This is a genomic window from Aquincola agrisoli (assembly GCF_036621135.1).
GTDB classification, from domain to species: Bacteria; Pseudomonadota; Gammaproteobacteria; order Burkholderiales; family Burkholderiaceae_C; genus Aquincola; species Aquincola agrisoli.
In genome coordinates this window covers 20,652-38,930 of sequence record NZ_JAZIBG010000023.1, presented here as the reverse complement: position 1 = coordinate 38,930, position 18,279 = coordinate 20,652, and the positions used below count along the sequence as shown (strand labels likewise).

18 protein-coding genes are annotated in these 18,279 nt (G+C 72.4%); 4 read left to right on the top strand and 14 right to left on the bottom strand.

The window, feature by feature from the left end:
• Window positions 1–25: 25 nt before the first annotated feature.
• From V4F39_RS09895 to V4F39_RS09845, 11 genes are all read right to left on the bottom strand, one after another.
• Complete coding sequence (locus V4F39_RS09895) at window positions 26–979, bottom strand: ketopantoate reductase family protein (RefSeq protein ID WP_378235176.1); 954 nt, start codon at window positions 977–979, stop codon at window positions 26–28.
• On the bottom strand, window positions 976–1,908 hold the full coding sequence (locus tag V4F39_RS09890) for an aminotransferase class IV (RefSeq protein WP_332289181.1): 933 nt from the start codon (window positions 1,906–1,908) through the stop codon (window positions 976–978). Before V4F39_RS09890 ends, V4F39_RS09895 begins: the two co-directional genes overlap by 4 nt.
• A gap of 147 nt (window positions 1,909–2,055) precedes the next feature.
• Window positions 2,056–2,529 carry a GFA family protein gene (locus V4F39_RS09885; RefSeq protein ID WP_332289180.1) on the bottom strand — a complete coding sequence of 158 codons (474 nt, stop codon included), beginning with the start codon at window positions 2,527–2,529 and terminating at the stop codon, window positions 2,056–2,058.
• Window positions 2,530–2,641: 112 nt separating this feature from the next.
• Window positions 2,642–4,639: a T6SS phospholipase effector Tle1-like catalytic domain-containing protein gene (locus tag V4F39_RS09880; protein ID WP_332289179.1), complete on the bottom strand. Its 1,998-nt coding sequence runs from the start codon at window positions 4,637–4,639 to the stop codon at window positions 2,642–2,644.
• Window positions 4,639–5,169 carry a DUF3304 domain-containing protein gene (locus tag V4F39_RS09875; RefSeq protein WP_332289178.1) on the bottom strand — a complete coding sequence of 177 codons (531 nt, stop codon included), beginning with the start codon at window positions 5,167–5,169 and terminating at the stop codon, window positions 4,639–4,641. Before V4F39_RS09875 ends, V4F39_RS09880 begins: the two co-directional genes overlap by 1 nt.
• A gap of 44 nt (window positions 5,170–5,213) precedes the next feature.
• Complete coding sequence (locus V4F39_RS09870) at window positions 5,214–5,792, bottom strand: DUF3304 domain-containing protein (RefSeq protein WP_332289177.1); 579 nt, start codon at window positions 5,790–5,792, stop codon at window positions 5,214–5,216.
• Window positions 5,792–6,370, bottom strand: a complete 579-nt coding sequence (locus tag V4F39_RS09865; RefSeq protein ID WP_332289176.1) for a DUF3304 domain-containing protein — start codon at window positions 6,368–6,370, stop codon at window positions 5,792–5,794. Before V4F39_RS09865 ends, V4F39_RS09870 begins: the two co-directional genes overlap by 1 nt.
• A complete protein-coding gene (gene tli1a, locus V4F39_RS09860; protein WP_332289175.1) occupies window positions 6,370–6,888 on the bottom strand; it encodes a Tli1a family immunity protein in 519 nt (172 codons plus the stop codon). The genes V4F39_RS09865 and tli1a overlap by 1 nt, the downstream gene beginning before the upstream one ends.
• A complete protein-coding gene (locus tag V4F39_RS09855) occupies window positions 6,885–7,676 on the bottom strand; it encodes a DUF4123 domain-containing protein (protein ID WP_332289174.1) in 792 nt (263 codons plus the stop codon). The genes tli1a and V4F39_RS09855 overlap by 4 nt, the downstream gene beginning before the upstream one ends.
• Entirely contained in the window at window positions 7,676–10,201 is a 2,526-nt protein-coding gene (locus V4F39_RS09850; protein WP_332289173.1) for a contractile injection system protein, VgrG/Pvc8 family, read from the bottom strand. The genes V4F39_RS09855 and V4F39_RS09850 overlap by 1 nt, the downstream gene beginning before the upstream one ends.
• Window positions 10,202–10,311: 110 nt before the next feature.
• Entirely contained in the window at window positions 10,312–11,271 is a 960-nt protein-coding gene (locus V4F39_RS09845) for an AEC family transporter (RefSeq protein WP_332289172.1), read from the bottom strand.
• Between the two features lie 121 nt (window positions 11,272–11,392).
• Between V4F39_RS09845 and V4F39_RS09840 the strand changes: the two genes are divergently transcribed.
• Genes V4F39_RS09840 through V4F39_RS09825 form a run of 4 tightly spaced genes read left to right on the top strand, consistent with a single transcriptional unit; the run spans window position 11,393 to window position 16,017 of the window.
• On the top strand, window positions 11,393–12,244 hold the full coding sequence (locus tag V4F39_RS09840) for an HTD2 family dehydratase (RefSeq protein ID WP_332289171.1): 852 nt from the start codon (window positions 11,393–11,395) through the stop codon (window positions 12,242–12,244).
• Window positions 12,245–12,260: 16 nt separating this feature from the next.
• Window positions 12,261–13,424 (top strand): acyl-CoA dehydrogenase family protein, encoded by a 1,164-nt coding sequence (locus tag V4F39_RS09835; RefSeq protein ID WP_332289170.1) that lies wholly within the window; start codon window positions 12,261–12,263, stop codon window positions 13,422–13,424.
• A gap of 2 nt (window positions 13,425–13,426) precedes the next feature.
• Entirely contained in the window at window positions 13,427–14,626 is a 1,200-nt protein-coding gene (locus tag V4F39_RS09830; RefSeq protein WP_332289169.1) for a CaiB/BaiF CoA transferase family protein, read from the top strand.
• A gap of 23 nt (window positions 14,627–14,649) precedes the next feature.
• Window positions 14,650–16,017, top strand: coding sequence for an MmgE/PrpD family protein (locus tag V4F39_RS09825; RefSeq protein ID WP_332289168.1), 1,368 nt, complete (start codon window positions 14,650–14,652; stop codon window positions 16,015–16,017).
• A 93-nt stretch (window positions 16,018–16,110) separates the two neighbouring features.
• Here the strand turns inward: V4F39_RS09825 and V4F39_RS09820 are convergent, their stop codons facing one another.
• The 3 genes from V4F39_RS09820 to gph all read right to left on the bottom strand — a co-directional run bounded on the left by V4F39_RS09820 (window position 16,111) and on the right by gph (window position 18,189).
• Entirely contained in the window at window positions 16,111–16,476 is a 366-nt protein-coding gene (locus V4F39_RS09820; protein ID WP_332289167.1) for a PRC-barrel domain-containing protein, read from the bottom strand.
• A gap of 122 nt (window positions 16,477–16,598) precedes the next feature.
• On the bottom strand, window positions 16,599–17,504 hold the full coding sequence (locus V4F39_RS09815) for a LysR substrate-binding domain-containing protein (protein ID WP_332289225.1): 906 nt from the start codon (window positions 17,502–17,504) through the stop codon (window positions 16,599–16,601).
• 16 nt (window positions 17,505–17,520) lie between these two features.
• Complete coding sequence (gene gph, locus V4F39_RS09810) at window positions 17,521–18,189, bottom strand: phosphoglycolate phosphatase (protein ID WP_332289165.1); 669 nt, start codon at window positions 18,187–18,189, stop codon at window positions 17,521–17,523.
• Window positions 18,190–18,279 lie beyond the last annotated feature (90 nt).

Here is an 18,279-nt window from a genome sequence, read left to right as displayed (position 1 = left end):
CCATGGCGCGCACCGCCTCGCACGTTCAATCCGCCGCTTCCGCCCCCCGCACCGCCACCCATAGCACCCGGTTGGCCGGCGTCTTCACCCCCAGCCGCTCGCCCTGCCGCACCACGTAGCCGTTGAGGTGGTCGATCTCGGTGGGCTTGCCGCGGGCCAGGTCCTGTGCGGTCGACGAGCGTTGCGCCGGCATGGTCTGCGCGATGCGCAGCACGGCCTGCCACACCACCTCGTCTTCCAGCGTGGTCACGCCGCTGGCGTGGGCCACGGCCAGGCATTCGTCGACCAGGTCGCGCATCGTGGGCACCATGCCCGTCACCTGCACCAGCCGGCCGTAGGGCAGCTGGGTGAGGGCCGACAGCGCGTTGAACGCGCAGTTGAGGATGAGCTTGGTCCACAGCGCGGCCATCGCGTGGTCCGACACCTCCACCGGGATGCCGGCCGCGCCCAGCAGGGCCGCCACGCGGTCGCTCTGGGCCGACGGGCCGATCACCAGCTCGCCGCGGCCATGGTGCTTCACGTGGCCGGGGCCGGCCATCTCGGTGGCCACGTAGACCACCGCGGGCAGCACCGGGCGGCCCAGCGCGGCCTGCAGGCGCTCGGCGTTGTCGACGCCGTTCTGCAGGCTCAGCAGCACCGCGTCGGGCGCCAGGTAGGGTGCCATCGCCGCCGCGGCGGCGTCGGTGTCGGTCGACTTCACGCACACCAGCACCAGCGCGGCGCCCTGCACGCCGGCGGGCTCGGTGCTGCCCTGCACCGGCACCACGAACTCCACGCCGTCGGCGGTCGACAGGCGCAGGCCGTCGCGCTGCATCGCCTGCACGTGCTGCGGCCGGCCGATCATCGTGACGGCGTGGCCGGCCGCGGCCAGCAGCGCGCCGTAGTAGCAGCCGACGGCGCCGGCGCCCATCACGGCGATCTTCACGGGGGCGGTGGCCGCGGCGGCCTCGGCGGCGGTGGGCAGGGCGGTGTCGTTCATGGGGTGTATTCCACGGGATCGCGGTAGGCGGGTTCGTCGTGCATCGCCCAGTACGCGTCGTACAGGCGGGTGGTGGTGGGGCCGGGGTGCGCCAGGCGCAGCGGCTGGCCGTTGACCTTGGCGATGGGCAGCACGCCGCCGCCGGTCGAGCTGAGGAAGACCTCGTCGGCCGCCAGCACGTCGGCCACCGGCACGGGCTCCTGCCGCAGCGGGATGCCCAGCCGGTCGCACAGCTCGATGACGGTGCGGCGCGAGATGCCTTCGAGCACGCCGCGGTCGGGCGTGCGCACCACGCCGCCGCGCACGACGAAGATGTTGAAGCCCGGCCCTTCGGTGATGTTGCCGCGCTCGTCCACCACGCAGCTCGTGTCGCGGCCGCGGTCGTAGGCCTCGAACATCGACTGCACCAGGTCCAGCCAGTGGTAGTTCTTGACGGTCGGGTCGACCGACGCGGCCGGGATGCGCAGCCGCTCGCTGATGTGCATGTCGATGCCCGCGAGCTGCTTGTCGCGCGGGGCGATCCACACGAAGGGCAGTGCGTAGGCGTAGAAGCGGTTCTCGGCCAGGCGCGGGTCGCGCGCGCCGCGCGGCGGCACGCCGCGGGTGCACACCATCGCGACGTAGGCGTCCTTCAGCCCGCCGGCGCGCACGCAGCCATGCAGGATCTGGCGCACCTGCGCGCGGCTGTACGGGATCGTCATCCGCAGCTTGCCGAGGCTGGCGAAGAAGCGGTCGAGGTGGTCGTCGAGGCGGAAGAAGGCGCCTTGCCAGGTGCTGGCCACGTCGTAGGTGGCGTCGGATCGGGTGAAGCCCCAGTCGAAGAGCGAGATCTTGGCCTCCGACAGCGGCACGTAGCGGCCTTCGCAGAACGCCGCGCCGCCCTCGAAGCGGCCGGGGGCGGTGCTCCGTGCGTCATTCAGCGCGTCCATGCGTCCTCCGTGCGCTGGGGGTCCGTCGCCGGGGTTGGCGACGACGCTGGGAGGCGTGCGGCGCGTGCGGCACGGGCGGCGATCGGACGGTTCATCCTCGGGCTCCTCGGTGGCGGGCCGCCGCCGCAGGCGCAAGGGCCTTGGCGGTCAGCGGCTCAGGTGATGGCGGCGGTGCCAGTCTGCCAAGGATTCGTCGGGATACGTGTCGGCGATGCTGTCGTCGCGGTCCACCTGCAGCGCCACCCACGAGGGCTTGCTGCCCAGCATCATGTGCGTGACCACCGGGGGCGTGGGCAGCGGCGTGTCCACCGCGCCGGCATGCGGGTGCACCAGGTCGGGCCAGCTCGGGTCGTAGAGCCACAGCGCACTGCCGCACTCGCGGCAGAAGTGGCGCTGCCCGGTGCTGGTGCGGCCGTCCTCCATCCGGGCGCGGTACACGCCCAGGTGCTCGCGGCCTTCCACCTCCAGCGTGCGGAAGTCGGCGCCCAGGTTGATCGCGAAGCCGCCGCTGCCGGCGGTCTTGCGGCAGATGCTGCAGTAGCAGCGCATGAAGGGCACGGGTTCGTGCGACTCGACCGAGAAGCGCACGGCGCGGCAGTGGCAGGAGCCTTCGAGCAGCATGGCGGGACCTTTTTCAGGGGGCAGGGCAACTCCCTTGGCAGGCGCCGTGCCGCGCCGGGGGCCTGTCGCAAAAGGACACGACCGGGCGGGGCGGTGGCGCCGCGGGTGCGCCTCAAGGCAGGCGGACGAGGGGTGCCGCAGAGCCCCTGGGCACCGCGGGGCTGCCGACGCCGAGGGCCGACGCAGCAGCCCGCGCCATTCGCGACACATGGTGTGCGGCTTGGTCCACGACGCCCCGGCTGGAGGTGTAGATGGCCCGGTAGCGCACATGCCCGCCGCTTTCCCGGCGCGTGTCGCCCGCCACCGCGTCGACGGCCACTTCGTTCACCAGGCCGTCCATGTCGAGCAGGTCTTCGGTGTCCGCGTCGGTCACCAGCGGGTACTCGCCGGGGTGGGTCTTCTGGTGTTCGAGGATGCGCCGCTCGAGGGGCGAAAGCCGCATGCTTTGCGGGAGGGGCGGGAGTTGGCGGTTGGGCTGGCGTTGCCGATGCGCCTCCCACCGGGCCTCGCTCTGGCGCAGCGCGGCCTCACGCCGCTGCGCCTGCCGGATCTTGTCCAGGCGGTCCTGCGCGGTGATGGGACCCGTCATGTAGAAGGAAGCGTGGGAGTCGTGCACCAGGTCGTCGAACATGTGCTCGAACGCGGGCGTCGTCGGGCTGCGTGTCGCGATGCGGAAGTCCTGGTGCGCATCGCTCGTCTTCGCCGGCTCGACGGCCTGCCTGCAGAAATCCAGCTCGCTCTCCCAGAGGTCGATGCGGTCCTGGGCCGACGCGGCCTTGTAGCTGCCCAGGGTGGCGATGCCCGTGCCCGGTGCAGCCGGCAGGCCCGTCCGTGCCTGGGGCGTGCGCAGCCGCACCGACTCCCGCCACTGCCAGTAGCGCAGCATGTGCCCGCGGACCTGCTGCGCCAGCGGGCCGGCCGGCGCCCGGAGCGCGGCCAGGTAGGCCTTGAAGCGGGCGATGGTGTCGGGGTGGATCTGGAGGTCTTCGATCGCTCCCTGTCCCGCGGGCCCTTGCTGGCCGAGCTCTTCAAGGGTCATCAGAGGGACCCCCTCCTTGTAGGCCGCCATGTACATGTTGACGAGCGCCACCTGAGACAGCAGCCGCTGGCGCTCGCCCACCGCCTTGCCCTGGTCGCCCGGGGCGTAGCCGCCGCCCACGTCGGAATGCGCGCCCGGGAAGACGATCTCCGTGCAGCCGGGCGGGTACACCTCGCCGTCGCGGATGCTCGACAGCGGGAAGGCCTTGCGTATCTCGTGTGCCGCGACGTAGTGCACCGTGCGCCGTACCAGCGGCGTCGGGATCTCCAGCGTGCCATTGGCCCAGCCGCCGAAGCCTCGGAACGGGATGTAGCCCGCCGCGTCGGCCACGCCGACCGATGCCACGGTGTCGAACAGCCCGAGGAACTCCACCCGCAACGGGATGCCCGCGAGCTTGTGGCCGCGATCCAGCAGGTGGTGGAGGAAGAAGCAGAAGGCACGGGCCTGGGCAGCGCCGCGCGAGAAGCCGAAGACGCTGAGGTGGATCTGCGCGATGCGGGGCAGGCGCGGGCGGCCATCCTCCTTGGTCAGGGACGCCCGAAGCCGTTTGGCCAACATGGCGAAGGCCAGCCGCTTGCCGGCGAGGTTGTTGTCGGTCGTGCCGACGGCGTGCAGGGTGCTGGACGTGATCAGCGAAAGAAGTTCAGCCGGATCGACCAAGCGCTGCCCGCCGTGGCAACGCCGATGCACCGCATTGAGGAGTTGCACCAATGCCCAGTTGATGCGCGCATCCCCTCCCTTGCCCTGGCTCTTGCCTGACGGCAACTCCCCATACTCCCCGATGTCCTCAAAACGCGTGCCGACACCCGGGGCATAGAAGCTGAAATAGCCGTCCTCCCACGCATCTCGGGTGGCCCGGTACAGCACGGCCACGTTGCTGTGTGCGTTCAGGCCGCGGTCGCGTTCGAGGTTGTTGTTGGTGCCATCGAAGAAAAAGCTGACCCAGATGGGCACTTCGCATCGATCGGCTCGCGTGCCACCGTCCCCTAACAGTTGGAGGCGTGCCGCTGCCTCTTCGGTATTCAACGGCCGCACCTCGAACTCCGGCGCGTGCAGCGGTTCGACGCTCATCATCGTTCCTCCGGGGGGTTGGGATCACGCGGGTACGGGCGGCCGGAGGGGTGCTCAGAGTCGACCGGCAACGAGCGATAGACCCAGGCCTCGATCTGATCGTCCGGGAGGAAGAAGATCTGGATGTCCTCCAGCCGGTCGTACTTCTTCACCGGCACGGTCTTTTCGAGGGAGCGTTGGGTCCAGCAGCAGCGGCCTTCCTCCTCGATGCTCAGGTGCTTGCGGTAGGACCAGGGCCGCGTGTAGTGCCCGATGGTCCACTTGACCGTGACGGCGAGGCCAGGACGCCAGGTGCGGGGCAGCATCACGCAGCAACTGGTCTTGCCGCCGCCGCCATACGTCGGCAGGTTGGCCCCCCAGGCGCCGTCGACGAAGAAGTCCTGCACGCCCTCGCCGGTGTAGTTGATGCCGGTGATGGACACCCCGATGAGCGCGTCGGGGTCGGGCGGGGCAGGGCGGCAGGCGCAGAGCAGGCTCAGCAGAGCCGTCGCGGCGATGGCCATGCTGCGACGCGTTGGCGTGGTCGCCACGGGCTGCCGCTCGCAGGGATTGGGGGGTCGAGGTCCCGTGGCCATCATTCCTCCTCGGGCGGGCGCGGGTCGCGGGGGTAGGGCCGGCCGGACGGGTGGGCAGGGTCGACCGGCAACGAGTGGTGGACCCAGGCCTCGATCTGGTCGTCCGGGAGGAAGAAGATCTGGATGTCCTCCAGCCGGTCGTACTTCTGCACCGGCACGGTCTTCTCGAGGGAGCGTTGGGTCCAGCAGCAGCGGCCTTCCTCCTCGATGCTCAGGTGTTTGCGGTAGGACCAGGGCCGGGTGTAGTGGCCGATGGTCCACTTGACCTTGACGGTCAGGCCAGGACGCCAGGTGCGGGGCAGCATCACGCAGCAACTGGTCTTGCCGCCCCCGCCATAGGTCGGCAGGTTGGCCCCCCAGGCGCCGTCGACGAAGAAGTCCTGGACGCCCTCGTCGGTGTAGTTGATGCCGGTGATGGAGACCCCGACGAGCGCGTCGGGGTCGGGCGGGGCGGGGCGGCAGGCGCAGAGCAGGCTCAGCAGAGCCGTCGCGGCGATGGCCATGCTAAGAAGGTGCGTCGGCGTGATTACCTCGGGCCGCCGCTCGCAGGTGTTGGAGGGTCGAGGCTCGGCGTCCATCACTCCTCCTCAGGCGGGCGTGGGTCGCGGGGGTAGGGCCGGCCGGAGGGGTGGGCAGGGTCGACCGGCAGGGAGTGGTGGACCCAGGCCTCGATCTGATCGTCTGGGAGGAAGAAGATCTGGATGTCCTCCAGCCGGTCGTACTTCTGCACCGGCACGGTCTTTTCGAGGGAGCGCTCAGACCAGCAGCAGGCGCGCTGCTCCATGACGGGGATGTGCTTGCGCAGCTTGTAGGGCCGGGTGTAGTGCCCGATGGTCCACTTGACCGAGACGGCGAGGCCGGGGCGCCAGGCGCGGGGCAGCATCACGCAGCAACTGGTCTTGCCGCCGCCGCCATAGCTCGGCAGGTTGGCCCCCCAGGCGCCGTCGACGAAGAAGTCCTGCACGCCCTCGCCGGTGTAGTTGATGCCGGTGATGGACACCCCGATGAGCGCGTCGGGGTCGGGCGGGGCAGGGCGGCAGGCGCAGAGCAGGCCCGGCAGAGCCGTCACGGCGACGGCGATGCTGAGACGGCGCGCCGGCGTGGTCTTCACGGACCGCCGCTCGAAGGGGTTGGAGGGTCGAGGCTCGGCGTCCATCACTCCTCCTCGGGCGGGCGCGGGTCGAGGGGGTAGGGCCGGCCGGAAGGGTGGTCGGGGTTGGGTGGCGTGGCATCGAAGACCCAGATCTCGAGCTCGTCGTCCGGCAGGAAGAACACCTGCAACTTGGCGGGCTTGGCGTACTGCTGCACCGGCACGGTCTTTTCGAGGGAGCGCTCAGACCAGCAGCAGGCGCGCTGCTCCATGACGGGGATGTGCTTGCGCAGCTTGTAGGGCCGGGTGTAGTGGCCGATGGTCCACTTGACGGTGACGGTCAGGCCAGGACGCCAGGTGCGGGGCAGCATCACGCAGCAGGTGGTACCACCGCCCCCGCCATACGTCGGCAGGTTGGCTCCCCAGGCGCCGTCGACGAAGAAGTCCTGGACGCCCTCGTCGGTGTAGTTGATGCCGGTGATGGAGACCCCGATGAGCGCGTCGGGATCAGGCGGGGCGGGGCGGCAGGCGCAGAGCAGCACCGCGGCGGCGAGCGCCGGGGCCCAGGGCGTTGCGCAGGTCATGCCGGTGCCCCGGAGGCCAGCCACCCGATGCACTCGGCCACCAGGGCCGGCACGTCGTCCCGCGGCTTCGGCTGCCGCCACAACCAGCACTGCACCGCGTGGTACAGCTCGGACGGCCTTCGTGACTGCAGCAACTCGGGCCGGTGCAGGTGCACCTGCGACAACAGCAGGTCCGCCTCGCCGGCCTCGAGCAAGGCGCCCCACCGCGCCGCGTCCAACGGCCGGACCGGGGCGTCCGCCGGCGTGCCCTCCACGTCGGCCCAGCGCAGCAGGCCGTCTCGCGCGGGATACCAGATGCGCCCGGGGGCCGGCAGCAGGGTCGGCCCGGCGACCGCCGCCAGCAGGGCCAGGCCATCGGGCAGGCAGCGGGTGTCGGCCAGGTTCAGCAGGTACCGCGCCCCCGGCTCGTCGTCGGCGGCCACCTGCATCGCCTGGCACCACTGCGTGCGGATCGCTTCGGCGTCCGCGGCGCAGGCGATGAAGCTCAAGGCCGGCTTGTCGCGAAGCCGCCGCACGAGCTGCCGCGCAGCGCCGGCCGCGGCGGGCGGCAGCACCAGCAGCGGCCCGGCCTGTGCGAGGCGCTGGAACGGCCCTTCGTCGAACACGCCGCGGAAGGGGATCGCCTGCGCCTCCAGGTGCGCTGCGAGGCCGTCGTCGGCCGCGGCGTTCACTACGGCCAGCAGAGGCAGGCCGGGCCGATCCTGATTCAGGCGGCCGTGGTCGGCCAGCACCTGGTCGGCGAAGCCCTCCGCCAGCGGGTCCTGCGCGAAATAAAGGGGCGGGGCCATCAGCTCACCCGGATGAGGCGGCTGCCCGCCGCGGTGGCCGCCGCCAGGCACTCCAGGCACACATCCTCGACGTCCATGCGCCCCCACCAGGCCAGCGGCCCGTCTCCGACGCTGCCCGATCCCGCCCCCCAGTCCTGCGCGCCGCCCAGGTCGATGCCGCCGGCCTCGACGATGAGCTCGCGGTCGGCAGTGATGGTGAGCACGCCGTCCTGCGTGAGCTCGATGCGCGCGCCCTCGCTGGTGAGCAGCCCGCGTGCACCGCGGAACTCCAGCACCACGTCGCCCTGCGCCACAAACCGTGCGCTGCCCTCGCGCACCTGCACCTCGTCCGAACCGTGGCTGATGACGTCCACCCGCGCCCCGCCCTCGCCCGCACCCTGCGGCGCATGGCCCTCGGTGTGCCAGGCCAGGCCCTCGCGGGCGTACAGCCGCACCTGGTCCGCGCTGGCCAGCTCCAGGCAGCCCTGCGCACTGGCCAGCAGCGTGTGGGCCGCGGTGAGCTGCGGCCCCGGCGTCAGCTGTGCCCCCTGCGCCGCACTCGCGTACTGCAGCAGCGGCGCACGGCTGCGCGCCGCGTCCCGGCCGAGCTGCAGCGCCGGCGCCAGCGCGGCCAGCGTCCCGAGCCCGGCCTGCGCGGCCGCGTCGCTGCGCTGCTGCGCCGCGGCCAGCGCCCCCTGCAGGTCGGCGTGGCCCGGGTGGTGCAGCAGGTGCGCCGGCGCCGCGGGGGGTGCGCCGTCGTCGGCGAGGCGCCCGCGCACCTCGGCGGCATGGCTGGTCACCAGCAGTCCCTGCGCCGCGCGCAGCGTGGCCACCGCCTCGGTGCGCAGCTCCCAGCCGCGGCCGCGCAGCCGGCCCCGGCCGTCCGCCAGGTGGCCCAGCTGCAGCGCGCTGCGCGCCTGCGGGGTGGCGAGCTGCACATGCTCGCGGCCGCGGCGGTCCTCCAGCCGCAGCTGGTTGCGGGCCGCGGTGCGCAGCAGGTGGCGGCTGGCGTGGGCCGCGCCCACCGGGTCCGGGCGGCGGTGGTCGTGCAGCGCGCGGGCGCTCATCGGGGTGTCGGGGTGGCCGCCGTGGAAGCTCAGCAGCACCTCGGCGGCTTCGTGCAGCGGCAGGTGCCAGCCGTGGTCGGCCCCGGCATGGCTGCGCAGGTGGCGCACCGGGCGGCTGCTGGCGCCGGGCACCGGCTGCAGGTCGGCGGCGAGCGCGACCTGGTAGCGCCCGTGGGGATCGAGCCGTGCGTAGGGCTCGCCCCCGGCGCCGATGCACGCCTGCTCGAAGTCCAGCCGCGGTGCGGGCAGCGGCTCGGGCACCCAGCCCAGGGACGACCACGCGGCCTCGGGGCTGGCCTCGAAGCGCAGGCCGGCGCGCCCGGGGTCGGCGGGCGCGTCGCCGGCCAGCGCCGGCCCGACGTCGCTGCCGGCGTCCACCGCGGTGAGCAGCCAGCGGCCCTGCAGCGCCGCGGCCACGCCGCCGGCCTGCAGCGTGACGGTCTGGCCGCAGCGCCACAGGGCCGCGGGGCGGGTGGCCACCAGCAGCTGGCGGCGCTGGCGGTGGCGCTGGTCGCCCAGGCGGGCCTGGCGCGCGAGCCAGGCGGGCACGCCGAGCGCCTCGCCGTCGAAGACCAGCGCCTCGGCCCCGGGCAGGTAGGCCTCCCAGGTGCGGGGCGCGCCGCCGGGCGGCGGCGGGGCGTGGGGGTCCTCGGCCTCGGCCGAGAAGCTGCGGCCCTGGCGGGGATCGTAGGCGACGGTGCGGCTGCGCTCGGGGGCGCTGGCCAGGCGCAGCTCGGCGTCGAGCAGGTGGTCGGTGCCGGGCGCGGGCAGGCCGGTGGGCGGCGCGAAGGCCAGCGGGGCCGCGTGCGCGGCGCGCGCGCCCAGGCCTGCGCTGCCGATGACCAGGCGCTCGCCTTGCGTGGCATCGGGCTCGCACCACAGGCCCAGGCCTTCGTCGGCGAGGATGCGCTGCACGAAGCGCAGGTCGCTCTCGAAGTCGGCGCGCCCGGGCTCGCGCGACTGGGTGCGCTGGCGCCAGCGGGCCAGCGGGGGCAGCGCGCGCAGTTCGGCCGCGAGGCCGTGCTCGGCGAGCACGGCGGTGGCGATCTCGGTGCAGGTGCGGCGCTGGAAGACCCGGCAGCGCCGGGTGCGTGCCAGGGCGGCGACGCCGGGCTCGAGCTGCAGGCGGTGGGCGACGCCGTCGGCCGAGGCGCGGCCGCGGCCAAGCAGGGCGATGCGCCCGTGCAGGCCGGCGAAGCCCGCCCCGCAGCGCTGCCAGAAGACGGCGGCCTGGCCGAGCAGGTCCGCGGGCAATGGCGCGGGGCACTGCAGCGTCAGCGTGAGCTGCCAGGGCTCGTGCAGGCGCTGCCGGTAGTGCCAGTGGGTGACGTGGCCCGCGGCGCCGGCGCCGGGGCCGCCCAGCGCCAGGCCCACGGTGGCGGCATCGGCGGCGCCGGTGGCCAGCCGCTCCCGCACGGCGGCCAGCAGCTCGGCGGCCGACCAGCGCGGCGGTGCGCGGTACACCGTCGACTCCTGCATTTGCGCCTCCCGGACGAATCCGAACCACACTCAATGTATGTGAAGCTGCAAATTTGATTCAGCGAATTCGGCGGAATCGGCGGGTCATTTCGAGCGATGGCCGAACGGCGTCATCCCACCTTGAACGCCGCGGCCAGCAGCGAGAAGGTGCCGAAGGCCAGCACGGTGGAGCACATGATGATCCGCGCGACGCGGCCGTTGTCCGCGCCAAAGCGTTCGGCGAGCAGCGAGACGTTGCTTGCGCTCGGCAGGGCCGCGGCCAGTGTCAGCGCGGTGAGCTGCAGGTCCGTCAGCGGCAGCCCTGCCGCCTGCGCCGCGCGGCCCAGGCTCCATACCAGCAGCGGATGCACGACGAGCTTGATCAGCGCCACCGGCAGGTAGCGCCGCACCGGCGTGCGGGTGTGTGCATGCTGCCCGGCGTGCCAGAGCACCGCGCCGATCGTGAACAAGGCCACCGGCGTCGCGGCGTCGCCCAGCATGCGGATGATCGAGTCAACCGGGCCGGGCAGCGCGAGGCCGCTCGCCCCGGCCACGGCGCCGGCCGCGATCGCCCAGGGCAGCGGGTTCGAGGCCACACCGCGCAGCGCCCTCAGCGCGGCGGCGCGCCGGCCCTGCCCGCTGGCCTCGTGCGCCTGCGCGAGCGCGATGCACAGCGACGAGGTGAACACCATGTCGGTCAGCATCGTGCTGATGACCGGCCCGGCCGCGGCCTGGCCCAGCAGGGTGGCCACGAGCGGCACGCCCATGAAGCCGGAGTTGGGGAAGGCGGCCACCAGGGCGCCGAAGGCGGCGTCCTTCAGGTGCACGTGCGCCGAGCGGGTGAGCCATACCGTGCCGAACACGATGACCAGCGCACTCACTGCGTACACGCCCAGCACCACCGGGTTCAGCAGCTCGGCCACCGGCAGGCTGCGGCCGGCGCGGAACAGCATGCACGGCAGCGAGAAATACAGGACAAACGCATTGAGCCCGGAGACCGCGCTCTCGGGCAGCACGCGCTGCCGCGCGGCCAGGTAGCCGCACAGCACCAGCGCGAAGAACGGGATCGTGACGGCGAAGATCTGCTGCATGGCGCACCGGCCCGGGAGGGGGCCGAGTGTGCCAGCGGCGCCGGCCGTTTCGGCGGCGCAAAACGCCCGCTTTCGCAAATGCGAATGGCGCGGCGGCCGGTCGCACGCGATGCTATGGGCCATGACTGCTCCCCTGGATGACTTCAGCCCCTGGGTCGGCCGCAGCGAACGGCGCACCGACCTGATCACCGCCGCGCCGCTCGCCGCGCTGGCCGCCACCCTCGACCGCGAGGACCCGGCGCCGCAGGCCGGCACCTCCGTGCCCCCGCTGTGGCACTGGATCTACTTCACGCCGCAGGCGCTCGCCCGCGACATCGGCGACGACGGCCACGCCAGGCGCGGCGGCTTCCTGCCGCCCGTGCCGCTGCCGCGGCGCATGTGGGCCGGCGGACGGCTCGCGTTCCACCAGCCGCTGAAGGTGGGCGAGCCGGCGGTGCGCACCTCCACCATCACCGAGGTGCAGACCAAGTCGGGCCGCAGCGGCTCGCTGGTCTTCGTCACGGTGCGGCACGATTACGCCGGCGCCGCCGGCCCCGCCCTCACCGAGGAGCACGACATCGTCTACCGCGACGCGCCGCAGCCCGGGGCGCCGGTGCCGCAGCCGCAGGCCGCGCCGGCCGATGCCGCCTTCGAGCGCGAGATCGTGCCCGACCCGGTGCTGCTGTTCCGCTACTCCGCGCTCACCTTCAACGGCCACCGCATCCACTACGACCAGCCCTACGTCACGCAGGTCGAGGGCTACCCGGGCCTGGTCGTGCACGGGCCGCTGATCGCGACGCTGCTGCTGGACAACCTGCGCCGCCAGCGGCCCGGGGCCGGGGTCCGGCGCTTCGAGTTCAAGGCTGTGCGGCCGATCTTCGACATCCACCGCTTCCATGTCTGCGGCAGGCCCGACGGCGACGGGCGGTTCGCGCTGTGGGCGCGTGACCACGAGGGCCTGCTGGCGATGCAGGCCACGGCCGAACTCTCATGACCCGGACCCGCCCGAGATGAACCACCACACCCCCGACGAGCACCAGGACATCCGCGACGCCGTGCGCGCGCTCTGCGCGGAGTTTCCCGACGAATACCACCGCCGGATCGACGAGCAGCGCGCCTATCCGGAGGCCTTCGTCGATGCGCTGACGCGGGCCGGCTGGCTGGCCGCGCTGATCCCGCAGGAGTACGGCGGCTCCGGCCTCGGCCTGACCGAAGCCTCGGTGATCATGGAGGAGATCAACCGCTCGGGCGGCAACTCCGGCGCCTGCCACGGCCAGATGTACAACATGGGCACGCTGCTGCGCCATGGCAGCGCGGCGCAGAAGCAGCGCTACCTGCCCCGGATCGCCACCGGCGAGCTGCGCCTGCAGTCGATGGGCGTGACCGAGCCGACCACCGGCACCGACACCACCCGGATCAAGACCACGGCGGTCAAGAGGGACGGCCGCTACGTCGTCAACGGCCAGAAGGTCTGGATCTCGCGCATCCAGCATTCCGACCTGATGATCCTGCTGGCGCGCACCACGCCGCTGGCTGACGTGAAGAAGAAGAGCGAGGGCATGTCGATCTTCGTGGTCGACCTGAAGGAGGCGGTCGGCAAAGGCATGGAGGTGCGGCCGATCCCGAACATGGTCAACCACGAGACCAACGAGCTGTTCTTCGAGAACCTGGAGATCCCTGAGGAGAACCTCATCGGCGAGGAGGGCCAGGGCTTCCGCTACATCCTCGACGGCCTCAACGCCGAGCGCACGCTGATCGCGGCCGAATGCATCGGCGACGGCTACTGGTTCATCGACCGCGTGACGGCCTACGTGAAGGACCGCGTCGTCTTCGGCCGCCCGATCGGGCAGAACCAGGGCGTGCAGTTCCCGATCGCCGAGAGCTACATCGAGGTGGAGGCGGCCAACCTGATGCGCTGGAAGGCTTGCGCGCTGTTCGACGCGCAGCAGCCCTGCGGCGCGCAGGCGAACATGGCGAAGTACCTCGCGGCCAAGGCGAGCTGGGAGGCGGCGAACGCCTGCATCCAGTTCCACGGCGGCTTCGGCTTCGCGAACGAATACGACGTGGAGCGCAAGTTCCGCGAGACGCGGCTCTACCAGGTGGCGCCGATCTCGACCAACCTGATCCTGTCCTACGTCGCCGAGCACCTGCTCGGCCTGCCCCGGAGCTTCTGAGCATGGCCCGGACCCTGCCGTTGAAAGGCATCACCGTCGTCACGCTGGAGCACGCGATCGCGGCGCCCTTCTGCACGCGGCAGCTCGCCGAGCTGGGCGCCCGCGTGATCAAGGTCGAACGGCCGGGCGTCGGCGATTTCGCGCGCGGCTACGACGAGCGTGTCAACGGCCTGGCTTCCCACTTCGTGTGGACGAACCGCTCGAAGCAGAGCGTCACGCTCGACCTGAAGCACCCGCAGGCGGGCGCTGTGCTGGCGAGGCTGCTCGCGCGGGCCGACGTGCTGGTGCAGAACCTGGCGCCCGGGGCCGCGGCGCGGCTGGGCCTGTCGTTCGAGGCGCTGCATGCCAGGCATCCCCGGCTCATCGTCTGCGACATCTCCGGCTACGGCGACGATCCCGAACGCCCGGGCGCCTACCGCGACAAGAAGGCCTACGACCTGCTGATTCAGAGCGAATCGGGGTTCGTGTCGATCACCGGCTCGCCGGACGAGCCCGCCAAGGCCGGCTGCTCGATCGCCGACATCGCCGCCGGCATGTACGCGTACACCAACATCCTGGCCGCGCTGATCGAGCGCGGCCTCACCGGGCAGGGCCAGCGCATCGACGTGTCGATGCTGGAAGCGATGGTCGAGTGGATGGGCTACCCGCTGTACTACGCCTACGGCGGCGCCGCCCCGCCGCCGCGGGCCGGGGCGGCGCATGCCACCATCTACCCGTACGGTCCGTTCCCCGCCGGCGACGGCCGCAGCGTGATGCTGGGGCTGCAGAACGAGCGCGAGTGGCAGGCCTTCTGTGCCCAGGTGCTGCTGCAGCCGGCGCTGGCCACCGACGAGCGCTTCTCCTCCAACGGCCGGCGCGTGCAGGCCCGCGAGGCCCTGCATGCGCTGATCGTCGAGGCCTTCGCGCCGCTGACCGCCGAGCAGGTGGTCGAGCGGCTGGACGCCGCCCAGATCGCCAATGCCGCCGTCAACACGATGGCCGACGTGTGGGCGCATCCGCAGCTCGCCGCCCGCGGCCGGTGGACGGAGGTGGGCACGCCCGCGGGCGCCGTGCCCGCGCTGCTGCCGCCGGGTGTCGCCGGCCCCGAAGGCGCCGCCATCGGCCCCGTGCCCGCGCTGGGCGAACACACCGACGCGGTGCTCGCCGAACTCGGCTACGGCCCCGGCGACATCGCGCGCTTGCGCGCCGAGCACGCCCTCTGAATCCTCTGCAAGGAGAACCTCCCATGACGTCCGCTGGTGCCGACCCCACCGGCATACTCGCCGCGTTTGCCGCCGGCCTGGCGTTCGATGCCATTCCCGCGCCAGTGCTGCGCCGCGCCGAAGACCTGATGCTCGACTGGTTCGGCTCCACGCTGGCCGGCAAGGGCGCGCGTCCGGTCGAGAGCCTGGTGCGCTTCCATACGCAGATGGGCCCGTCCGACGGGCCGAGCGAGGTGCTGGTGCACCGCACCCTGTCCAGCCCGCTGGCGGCCGCGATGGCCAATGCGGCGGCCTCGCACTTCGCGGAACAGGACGACGTGCACAACGGCTCGGTCTTCCACCCCGCCACCGTCGTGTTCCCGCCGGCGCTGGCAGTGGCGCAGGCGCTGGGCCGCAGCGGGGCGGCGCTGCTCACCGCCGTGGTCGCGGGCTACGACGTCGGCATCCGCGTCGGCGAGTTCCTGGGCCGTTCGCACTACCGCACCTTCCACACCACCGGCACCGCGGGGTCGATCGCCGCGGCCGCGGCCGTGGGGCGGCTGCTCGGGCTCGATGCGGCGCAGATGCGGCATGCCTTCGGCTCGGCCGGCACGCAGGCGGCAGGCCTGTGGGAGTTCCTGCGCGACGCGGCCGACTCCAAGCAGCTGCACACCGCGCATGCCGCCGGCACCGGCCTCACCGCCGCCTACCTCGCGGCCGACGGCTTCACCGGCGCACGCCACATCCTCGACGGCCCGCAGGGCATGGCGGCCGGCATGTCGAGCGACAGCGACCCGTCCCGCCTGACCGACGGCCTGGGCACCCGCTGGGCGCTGGCCGAGACCTCGTTCAAGTTCCATGCGTCCTGCCGCCACACGCATCCGGCGGCCGATGCGCTGCAGCGCGTGATGCACGCGCACCGGCTGGCCGCCGGCGACATTGCCCGCGTGACGGCGCGGGTGCACCAGAGCGCGATCGACGTGCTCGGGCCGGTGATCGATCCGCAGACGGTGCACCAGGCCAAGTTCTCGATGGGCACGGTGCTGGGCCTCATCGCGGTGCACGGCCACGCCGGCCTCGCCGAGTTCGACGCGCACTACCGTGCCGCGCCGGTGGTGGCGTTCCGCGACAAGGTGCGGATGCAGCTCGATCCCGAGGTCGACGCCGCCTACCCCGCGCGCTGGATCGGCCAAGTCGAGGTCGAGACGGTCGACGGCCGCCGGTTGTCGGCCCGCGTCGACGAACCCAAGGGCGACCCGGGCAACACGCTCAGCCGTCCCGAGCTGGAGGACAAGGCCGTGCGCCTGGCCGCGTATGGCGGCGGCGCCACCGAAGCCGAGATGCGCGGCGTGATCGCGGCGATCTGGTCGCTGGCCGACGCACCTCTGGTGCCGCGCCTGCTCGCGCCATGACCGCGCGCTGGTACCTGTTCGTGCCGGCGGACCGGGCCGGCGCGATGGCCGCTGCCGTGCGGCGCTGAGCCGGCGCTCAGCGCCGAGGGCCGATCAAGGCAGCCAGGTCACGCCGTAGTAGCTGTTGACGCGGCGGCCGTAGTCCGGGTCGTACACGGGCACGTCCGTTTCGGTGTACTTCGGCGCGCCTTCGAGCTGGCTCTTGCTGATGGGCACCACGTAGCCGTCCTTCGTGGTGTCGTACTTCAGCACGCTCCACGGCAGCGGATAGCGGTCGGTGCCGATGCCGAGGAAGCCGCCGAACTCGAGCACGGCATACCGCACCTGGCCGCTGCGCTTGTCGATCATCAGGTCGTCGATCGAGCCGAGTTTTTCGCCGGCCTCGTTGTACACGGTGGTGCCTTCGACGCGGTCCGAGGAAATGACGTCGCCGGATTCGTAGGCATAGCTGGGATTCATGGCCGTCTCCTGTCTGGGTGCAAAAGAAATCGCCCGGCGTACCGAGCTGTTCCAGTTGTACGTCGCCAGGGTGGACGGGGCGATCGGACCGTGCGCCGGCTGCGCGTAGGAGCATGTCCCGGCTAGGCGGGCGCCGCGCCGCGTGCGTCCTCGTCGAGCAGCGCGACCAGGTCGCGCGCGAAGGGCGGCAGCGTCTCGAGGTTGCGGACGCAGACCTGCAGCTCCCGCAACGCCCACGCGTCGCGCAGCGGCACCCGCACGATGGCCATCGTGTGGGCATGCCGGCGTGCCGCGGAATCGGGCAGCACGCCCACGCCGATGCCGGCTTCGATCATCCGGCATGCGGCCTCGAAGTTGCCGACCTCGATGCGCAGGCGCAGCGAGCGCTGCAGTCCGTCGCAGATCTGCCGCAGGAACCCGTGCAGGGCGCTTGCCTCCGTCAGCCCGACGTGGGGCAGCGCCAGGCTGTCCGCGAAGTCCACGCTCGCCTCGCCGGCCAGTGGGTGGCCGGCCGGCACCACCAGCACGAGGCGGTCGCTGCGGTACGGGCGGGTCTGCAGGTTCTCGGTGCGGACGTTGCCGGCCACGATGCCGATGTCGGTCTGCCCCTCGGTCACGGCGCGCACGATGTCGTGGCTCAGCCGCTCGCGCAGGTCGACGCTGACGTCCGGGTGGGCCTGCAGGTAGCGGTGCAGCACGGGTGGCAGGTATTCGCCGAGCGCCGTGGTGTTGGCGTAGATGCGCAGGTGGCCCTTGATGCCCTCGGCGTATTCCTGCAGGTCGTCGCGCAGGTGCTCGATCTGCGCGAGCACCACGCGGGCATGGTGCACCAGCGCCTGGCCGGGGGGCGTGAGCGTCACGCCCTGGCTCGTGCGCAGCAGGAGCTTGGCGCCGACGCTCTCCTCCAGGTGCTTGATGCGCGTGCTCGCGGCGGGCACCGACAGGTGCACGGCCTCGGCACCGCGCGTGAGGCTGTTGCACTCGGCCACGCGCAGCATCAGGCGCAGGTCGGTGAGGTCGAAATGCAGGGCCGTGCGCACGCGGTCAGCGGGCGAGGGGCAGCTGGTCGAGGCGGTCGACGAAGCCGTCGGCATCGACGCCGCGCACCGGTTCGCCGTGGTTGTAGCCGTAGGTCACCAGCACCACCGGGCAGCCGGCGGCGCGGGCCGCCTGCGCGTCGTTGGCGGAGTCGCCCAGCATCAGCGTGCGCGCGGGCGGGGTGCCGAGCACCTCGCAAGTCTTCAGCAGCGGCAGCGGGTCGGGCTTCTTGCGCTCGAAGCTGTCGCCCCCGAACACCGCGCCGAAGTAGCCGTCGAGGCCCTTGGCCGCCAGCAGCGGGCGGGCGAAGGCGAGCGGCTTGTTGGTCAGGCAGGCCAGCCGCAGCCCGGCCTCGCGCAGGCGCTGCAGCCCCTCGGCGACACCGGGGAACACGGTGGCATGCTCGCCGTTGATCGCGAGGTAGTGGGCCTGGTAGCGGGCCCACGCCGCGTCGAACTGCTCCGGGCGGCCCCCGGCATGGGCCAGCGTCTGGCGCAGCAGGTGCTCCGAGCCCTTGCCGATGGTGCGCTCGACGAAGGCGCGGTCGACCGGCGGCAGCGCCAGGTCGGCCAGCATGCGGTGGAGGGCGACGACGAAGTCGCCGAGCGTGTCCACCATCGTGCCGTCGAGGTCGACGATGGCGGCTTGCAGCGTGCGGGGATCGAGGGAAGGCATAGGCGACGACCATAACCGACCGACCCCGGGCCGGCCGGCGATGTCCTACGGCGCCATCGGCGTTTGCGAGGCATGCGCATGCGCCCCCGG

Coding starts and splice junctions, on each gene's coding strand:
- V4F39_RS09890 (WP_332289181.1), bottom strand. CDS start 1,908: ATGGACGCGCTGAATGACGCACGGAGCACCGCCCCCGGCCGCTTCGAG.
- V4F39_RS09845 (WP_332289172.1), bottom strand. CDS start 11,271: ATGCAGCAGATCTTCGCCGTCACGATCCCGTTCTTCGCGCTGGTGCTG.
- tli1a (WP_332289175.1), bottom strand. CDS start 6,888: ATGACCTGCGCAACGCCCTGGGCCCCGGCGCTCGCCGCCGCGGTGCTG.
- V4F39_RS09825 (WP_332289168.1), top strand. CDS start 14,650: ATGACGTCCGCTGGTGCCGACCCCACCGGCATACTCGCCGCGTTTGCC.
- V4F39_RS09820 (WP_332289167.1), bottom strand. CDS start 16,476: ATGAATCCCAGCTATGCCTACGAATCCGGCGACGTCATTTCCTCGGAC.
- V4F39_RS09850 (WP_332289173.1), bottom strand. CDS start 10,201: ATGCAGGAGTCGACGGTGTACCGCGCACCGCCGCGCTGGTCGGCCGCC.
- V4F39_RS09865 (WP_332289176.1), bottom strand. CDS start 6,370: ATGGACGCCGAGCCTCGACCCTCCAACCCCTTCGAGCGGCGGTCCGTG.
- V4F39_RS09870 (WP_332289177.1), bottom strand. CDS start 5,792: ATGGACGCCGAGCCTCGACCCTCCAACACCTGCGAGCGGCGGCCCGAG.
- V4F39_RS09835 (WP_332289170.1), top strand. CDS start 12,261: ATGAACCACCACACCCCCGACGAGCACCAGGACATCCGCGACGCCGTG.
- V4F39_RS09880 (WP_332289179.1), bottom strand. CDS start 4,639: ATGAGCGTCGAACCGCTGCACGCGCCGGAGTTCGAGGTGCGGCCGTTG.
- gph (WP_332289165.1), bottom strand. CDS start 18,189: ATGCCTTCCCTCGATCCCCGCACGCTGCAAGCCGCCATCGTCGACCTC.
- V4F39_RS09830 (WP_332289169.1), top strand. CDS start 13,427: ATGGCCCGGACCCTGCCGTTGAAAGGCATCACCGTCGTCACGCTGGAG.
- V4F39_RS09895 (WP_378235176.1), bottom strand. CDS start 979: ATGAACGACACCGCCCTGCCCACCGCCGCCGAGGCCGCCGCGGCCACC.
- V4F39_RS09855 (WP_332289174.1), bottom strand. CDS start 7,676: ATGGCCCCGCCCCTTTATTTCGCGCAGGACCCGCTGGCGGAGGGCTTC.
- V4F39_RS09885 (WP_332289180.1), bottom strand. CDS start 2,529: ATGCTGCTCGAAGGCTCCTGCCACTGCCGCGCCGTGCGCTTCTCGGTC.
- V4F39_RS09840 (WP_332289171.1), top strand. CDS start 11,393: ATGACTGCTCCCCTGGATGACTTCAGCCCCTGGGTCGGCCGCAGCGAA.